The following is a 6403-nucleotide window of genomic DNA, read 5'->3' as shown; positions in this document are numbered from 1 at the left end:
TGACAGCGGGGGTGCTGTCTGCCGGCGCGAATTTTGAAAATGATAGCGAAACTTGCGCGCCGGTCACTTCTGGCCCCTCGGGGCCGGTGGTGGTGAGGTTGGCCAGGCGGATGCGCGCGCCATGTTCGTCGGCAATCTTCTTGACCACCGCAAGGCCGAGGCCGGTGCCTTTGCTCTTGGTGGTGACATAGGGCTCAAAGGCGCGTTTGAGCACTTTCTCGGAGAAGCCCGGCCCGTTGTCGAGCACCTGCAAACGCACCGCGCGCAACTCGCCTTGGTCGGTGCGGGCGATCTCGGTGCGCAGGCGCACGCAGCCTTCGGGGCGCTCGGCCACGGCGTCGAGCGCGTTTTGCACCAGGTTGTGGATCACCTGTCGCAGCTGGGTGGTGTCGCCCAGGATGGCGGGCAGCTCGGGTGTGAGTTCGGCACGCAAGCGGCCCGACTCCTGCGCGGTGGCGTAGAGCGTGAGCACCTCGCTGACCAGCGCGTTGAGGTCGAGCGCTTGCGGGCGCGCAGCCGGCAGGCGTGCGTAATCGCGGAATTCGTTGACCAGCGTCTTCATCGCTTGCACCTGGTTGACGATGGTGCCCACCGAGCGCACGAGCATGGCCTGGTCGAGGCCTTCGAGCTTGGATTCAAGCTTGTGCTGCAGGCGCTCGGCCGAGAGCTGGATCGGCGTGAGCGGGTTCTTGATCTCGTGCGCCAGGCGGCGAGCCACTTCGCTCCAGGCTTCGGCGCGCTGTGCGGAGACCACCTCGGTGATGTCGTCGAACACCATCAGCTGGCCGGCGTGCGGCATCGAGGCGCCGCGCACGAGCAGGGTGACCTTGTCGCCGTCTTTGGTGTCATTCATGCGGCCTTGCGCGGTGCTGGTCTGCAGGTCGAAGGCGTCTTGCCAATGGTCGCGCTCGCCGGCCTCGGGGCTGCCGCGGTGCAGCTCGAAACGCTGCGCCACCGCGGCGGCAAAGTCTTGCAGGCCCGGCACTTCGCTGAGCAGGCGGCCACGGTAGGCCGACACTGGCAGGCGAAGAATGCGCGTGGCGCCGGGGTTGACAGTGTCGATGTGGCCGTCTTTGTCGAACACGATCACACCGGCGGTGAGGTTGTCGAGGATGGTTTGCAGATTCGTGCGCGCCGCTTCGAGCTGGGCCAGGCTGCGCTGCACCAGCGAGCGGGCGTCGGACAGCTGCTCGGTCATGTCGGCAAACGACCGCGTGAGGCCGCTCAGCTCGTCGCGCGAGGCAAACACCTGCTTGCGCGTGAGGTCACCGCGCGCCACCTGGCGCACACCTTCGGCCAGCACCAGCAGCGGCCGCGCGAGCTGGTTGCCCAGCGTCACCGCCAGCAGCAAGGCGCCGAACACGGCGAGCACGAGTGTGAGTGTGAGCGTGCCGATGTACATGCGGCGCAAGCCGTCGCGTGCGAGTGCACGCTGCTGGTACTCACGGTAGGCCGCCTGCACCGCCAGCGCATTGGTGACCATGGTGCTCGGCAGCAACTGGGTGACCATCAGGAAACGGTCTTGGGCCCCGAGCGAAAAACTGCTGCTGGGCATGAAGGCCAGGGCGCGGATGCGTGCATTGCCTGAGTTGGTGGTGACGTCTTCGTCCAGCCCTTCGAGCTGGCCGACCACACGCACGCTGCGCGCCTGGCGCAGCTGGTTGAGGCTCGGGCGCTCAGGCGCAAACGAGTTGGTGATGCGCCCCGCCGTCAACAGCACCTGGCCGTTCGCGCCGAGCAAGGTGACCTCTTGCGCCGAGAGCTGCTCGCGCACGCGCTCCAGCGAGAGCGGGGCCACCGGGTTGGTGGTGTCGCTCAATCGCTCGGCGGCCAGGCGCGTCTTGGTGGACAGGTCGTTGACCTGCGCATCGAGCGTGGCCCGGCCGAGGCTCAGGCCCGCATCGAGCGCGCCTTCGACCTTGACGTCGAACCAGGTCTCGATACTGCGCGACACGAACTGATACGACACGGTGTAGATCAAGAGGCCCGGCACCACCCCCACCATCGCAAACACCGCCGCCAGGCGCAGCAGCAAGCGGCTGCCGAACTTGCCGCGCCGCACCCGCACGATGAGGCGCACACCGGCAATGCCGATCACCAGCACCAGCAGGCCAGCCACCACCACGTTGACCCAGAACAGCCACACGTAGTGCTGCTCGTAGAGGCCGCGGCTGTTGGTGGCCAGCGAGAGCAGGAACACCAGCACCAGGCCGGCGCCGGTCACGGCGACCAACGAAACGATCCAGGCCCAGCGGCTCGCTTTGGTCATGTTCGAACCTGTAGCCGAAGCACCTGTCTAGTTCAAGCGGCGCACACGCTCGACCTTGAGCGACCAATCAGATTGGCCGCCGATGCCGATCTGCATCGGGCGAGGCATCTGCGTGGTGTCGAGCTGGTAGCTGAATTCGACGTAGACGCGGCCGTCGTCGAGCTGCGAGGGCTCGGCGAGTTTCCAGCTGGCGGTGCGGCTGACGGCCGCGAGCGCTTCAGGCAGGCTGTCAAAGTGCTGGCTCAGGCCACCGAAGGTGACGCGGTATTTGCGGGTGAGCGGCTGGTAGGCCAGGCGCCAGGTGCGGGTGACGCTGCTGACGCGTTTGTCGCGCCAGTACCAGCGGTCGCGAAACACCTCGGCCTGCGCTTCGAAGAACAGCGGCACACCTTTTTGCAGCGCGTCTTCGACCGCCGGGGCCAGCTGGAAGCGGGCCACAAAACTCAGCAGCAGGCCCTCTTCGTTGCGGGTGAGGTCGAGGCCGTCGAGGGTGACGGTGTCGGCCCGCGCGAGCGGGCTCGTGGCCAGCATCAGCACACACACACCCAGGCCGAGCCAGGCACGCGCCCGAGCCAGCAGCCACCGGGTCACGGAGCCGGTGTCATGGGTTTGCAGGCATGTGTGAGGTGTGCAGGGCACGGGCGGGTCAGGTGGGGGCCTTGGCCAACAGAGCGTAAAAAAAGCCATCTCGCGATGCACCGGAAGCGGGCGCATCGCCGTTGACCGGATTGTCAGCCAGCGGCAGCAGGTGGCCAGGAGAAGCCGGCCGCGCCGCCCGGCTGGCGGTGCTCTGGCGTTGCAAAAAAGCGTCGATCACGGCCTGCCCTTCGGCCTTGAACACCGAGCAAGTGCAGAAGAGCAAGCGCCCACCCTCCTTGAGTAGCGGCCACAGGGCGTCGAGCAGCTGCGCCTGGGTTTGCGCCAGGGTCGCGATGTCGCTGGCGCGCCGCAACCAGCGCACGTCGGGGTGGCGGCGCACGATGCCCGAGGCGCTGCAGGGCGCGTCGAGCAGGATGGCATCGAAGGGCTGGCCGTCCCACCACGCGGTGGGTTCGCGTGCGTCGGCAGCGAGTGTCTGAGCGTGCAAGGACAAGCGGCCCAGCGTGTCATGCACACGCTCCAACCGAGCAGCGTCGCTGTCGATGGCCAGCACGTCGAGTTCGGCCAGCTCCAGCAAGTGGGCCGTCTTTCCGCCGGGGGCGGCGCAGGCGTCGAGCACGCGTGCACCGGCCGGCAGGCCGTCGCCGATCAACAAGGGCGCGGCGAGCTGGGCGGCGGCGTCTTGCACCGACACATCGCCTTCGGCAAAACCCGGCAGCTGCTGCACCGGGTGCGGCTCGGCGAGTTGCACCGCCTGCGGGCCGACCACCCGCGCAACGATGCCGGCCTCGGCCAGGCGCTGCACATACGCGGCCGCCGTGCTGCGCCGTGCGTTGACGCGCAGCGTCATCGGCGGGCGCTGGTTGTTGACTTGAAGAATCGCCTGCCATTGCCCCGGCCAATCGGCCTGCAGCCGCTCGATCCACCAGCGCGGGTGGTTGAAACGCGCCACCGGGTCGGCCTGCGCCGCCTGCACGATGGCCTCGCGCTCGCGCAAGAAGCGGCGCAACACCGCGTTGATGAACGAGGCGCTGGCAGCGTGGCGCTTCTTGGCCGCTTCGACCGCCTGGTTGACCACGGTGTGCGGCGCGTACGTGGCGCCGTCTTGCACCTCGGGCCACAACAGCGCGAGCACGGTGAGCAACAAGGCGTCGACCGGTGGCGGTGGGTTTTTCGGCGCGAGTTGCTGGCGCGCGGCCTGCGCTGCACCGAGGCCACGCATCACTTGAAAGACCAGTGCCTGCGTGCCCGGTCGCGCCTCGCTGGGGCAACGTGCGAGTGCGTCGTTCAGCGACTGGCCCGCGCGCACGGCCTGTACGGCGTCGGCGCTATGGCCAATGAGACGAGAGAGGGGAAGAGACGGGTGATTCACCCGGGGAGTCTAAGAGGGCCGAGCGCCGGGCCGCCCCAAGCCGGCCCGCATCACCGCGGGGGATCGGCCGACGTATTCGTCGGCCGAGGGGCTGTCATCCTGCGAAGATTTTTCCCGGATTCATGATGTTCTTCGGGTCCAGCGCCTGCTTCACGCTGCGCATCATGGCCACCGCGCCGGCACCGGCTTCTTCGACCAGGAAGCCCATCTTGTGCAGTCCCACACCATGCTCGCCGGTGCAGGTGCCGTCCATCGCCAGCGCGCGCTGCACCAGTTGCAGGTTGAGCCGCTCGGCCAGCTCGCCTTCGGCGGGGAGGGCCGGGTCGATCAGGTAGCCGAGGTGGAAGTTGCCATCGCCCACATGACCAACGATGAAATACGGCAGGCCCGAGGCGTCGACCTCGACCACGCTCGCGTTGATGCACTCGGCCAGGCGCGAGATCGGCACGCAGGTGTCGGTGGTGACGCAGCGGCAGCCGGGTTTCATTTGCAGCGCGGCGAAGTAGGCGTGGTGGCGTGCCGTCCAGAGCTTGGTGCGCGCTTCGGGCGTGGTCGCCCACTCGAAGCCCTGGCCACCGAACTCGGCCGCGATCTCCTGCACGGTGGCGGCCTGCTCGGCCACGCTGGCCGCGCTGCCGTGGAACTCCATCAACAGCATCGGCGCCTCGGTGAGGCCCAGCTTGTCGTGCTTGTTGACGGCCCGCACGGCGTTCACGTCGAGCAGCTCGCAGCGCGCGATGGGCACGCCCATCTGGATGACCTGGATGGTGGTGCGCACGGCAGCGTCCACGCTCGGGAAGGTGCAGGTGGCGGCCGAGATGGCCTCGGGCAGCGGGTAGAGCTTGAGCGTGATCTCGGTCATCACGCCCAGCGTGCCTTCACTGCCCACCATCAGGCGCGTGAGGTCGTAACCCGCCGACGACTTGCGCGCGCGGGTGCCCGTGTGGATCACCTCGCCCTGCGGCGTGACGACGGTGAGGCCGAGCACGTTTTCGCGCATGGTGCCGTAGCGCACGGCGTTCGTGCCGCTGGCGCGTGTGGCCGCCATGCCGCCCAGGCTCGCATCGGCACCGGGGTCGATGGGAAAGAAGAGTCCCGTGTGGCGGATCTCGTTGTTGAGCCGCGTGCGGGTGACACCCGCCTGCACGGTGACGGTGAGGTCTTCGGGCTGCAGCGACACGATGGCCTGCATGCGGCTCAAATCGATGCTCACGCCGCCTTGCACCGCGAGCAAGTGGCCTTCGAGCGAGGAGCCCACGCCAAACGGAATCACCGGCACCGCGTGCAGGTCGGCCTGTTGCACGACAAAGGCCACTTCGTCGGTGCTTTCGCAAAACACCACCAGCTCGGGCGGCGGTGCGTCGAATGGAGACTCATCGCGGCCGTGCTGCTCGCGCACGGCCAGCGCGGCCGAGCAGCGCTCGCCGAAACGGGCCGTCAAGGCGGTGCGCATGGCCGCCGGCACGGGCCGGGGCTGAACGGGTGGCAAGACATGGGTCGGCAAAGGGGCGTTCACGGCGGTCTCCAGCGCGGGGCGCAAGAGGGCAATTCTGCGCTCGTGGCCCCGGAGCAGCGCTGGAGCAGACCCTAGAATCCGCCGACAAAGACGGATGCGCGGGAGGCGCCCATGAACTGCGTGCACCACCGCTCAACCCACGTTCGCTGACGCCTAACGTGTCACTCGATACGCTGTACACCGCCGAAACGCCCGAGGGCATTGCGCTGTCGCTGCGCCCGGCCGGGGTGGCGCCCCGGGTGCTGGCTTACATGATCGACCTGCTGGTGCGTTGCGGCATCTTCATCGTGGTGACGCTGCTGGCGCTGCCTTTCGGCGGCATGGGCACGGGGCTGTTGCTGGTCACCTACTTTTTGCTGGAGTGGATCTATCCGGTGCTGTTCGAGCTGACCCGCTCGGGCGCCACCCCTGGCAAGCGCGCCTTCGGCCTGCAGGTGGTGATGGACTCCGGCCTGCCGGTCACGCCCGCGGCCGCCCTCACCCGCAACCTGCTGCGCGCGGCCGATTTTTTCCCGTTCATGTATGCGTTCGGCCTGGTGGCGATGCTGCTGCGGCGCGACTTCAAGCGCCTGGGCGACCTCGCCGCCGGCACGCTGGTGGTCTACCGCGACACCGTGGCCTTGCACGGCGCACTGCCGCCCGCCCC

Annotated in this window: 5 protein-coding genes; 1 reads left to right on the top strand and 4 read right to left on the bottom strand. The window is 68.2% G+C overall.

All coding sequences use genetic code 11. The annotated features are described in order from the left end of the window. The 4 genes from RMO40_RS15085 to RMO40_RS15070 form a co-directional block, all read right to left on the bottom strand. Positions 1 to 2269: ATP-binding protein (locus RMO40_RS15085; protein ID WP_309722954.1), on the bottom strand; the 2269-nt coding region annotated here is incomplete at its 3' end. Between the two features lie 27 nt (positions 2270 to 2296). Then, positions 2297 to 2860 (bottom strand): DUF4390 domain-containing protein, encoded by a 564-nt coding sequence (locus tag RMO40_RS15080; protein ID WP_309722951.1) that lies wholly within the window; start codon positions 2858 to 2860, stop codon positions 2297 to 2299. A gap of 55 nt (positions 2861 to 2915) precedes the next feature. Next, entirely contained in the window at positions 2916 to 4241 is a 1326-nt protein-coding gene (gene rsmB / locus RMO40_RS15075; RefSeq protein WP_309722948.1) for a 16S rRNA (cytosine(967)-C(5))-methyltransferase RsmB, read from the bottom strand. A 94-nt stretch (positions 4242 to 4335) separates the two neighbouring features. Further along, positions 4336 to 5757 carry an FAD-linked oxidase C-terminal domain-containing protein gene (locus RMO40_RS15070; RefSeq protein ID WP_309722945.1) on the bottom strand — a complete coding sequence of 474 codons (1422 nt, stop codon included), beginning with the start codon at positions 5755 to 5757 and terminating at the stop codon, positions 4336 to 4338. A 158-nt stretch (positions 5758 to 5915) separates the two neighbouring features. On the opposite strand from RMO40_RS15070, the gene RMO40_RS15065 reads away from it, so the two are divergent. Next, the coding region (locus RMO40_RS15065; protein WP_309722942.1) for an RDD family protein at positions 5916 to 6403 on the top strand (488 nt) is incomplete at its 3' end.

The organism is Rhizobacter sp., assembly GCF_031412075.1.
Lineage (GTDB): Bacteria > Pseudomonadota > Gammaproteobacteria > Burkholderiales > Burkholderiaceae_C > Rhizobacter.
This window is presented reverse-complemented; position numbering and strand designations above follow the sequence as displayed.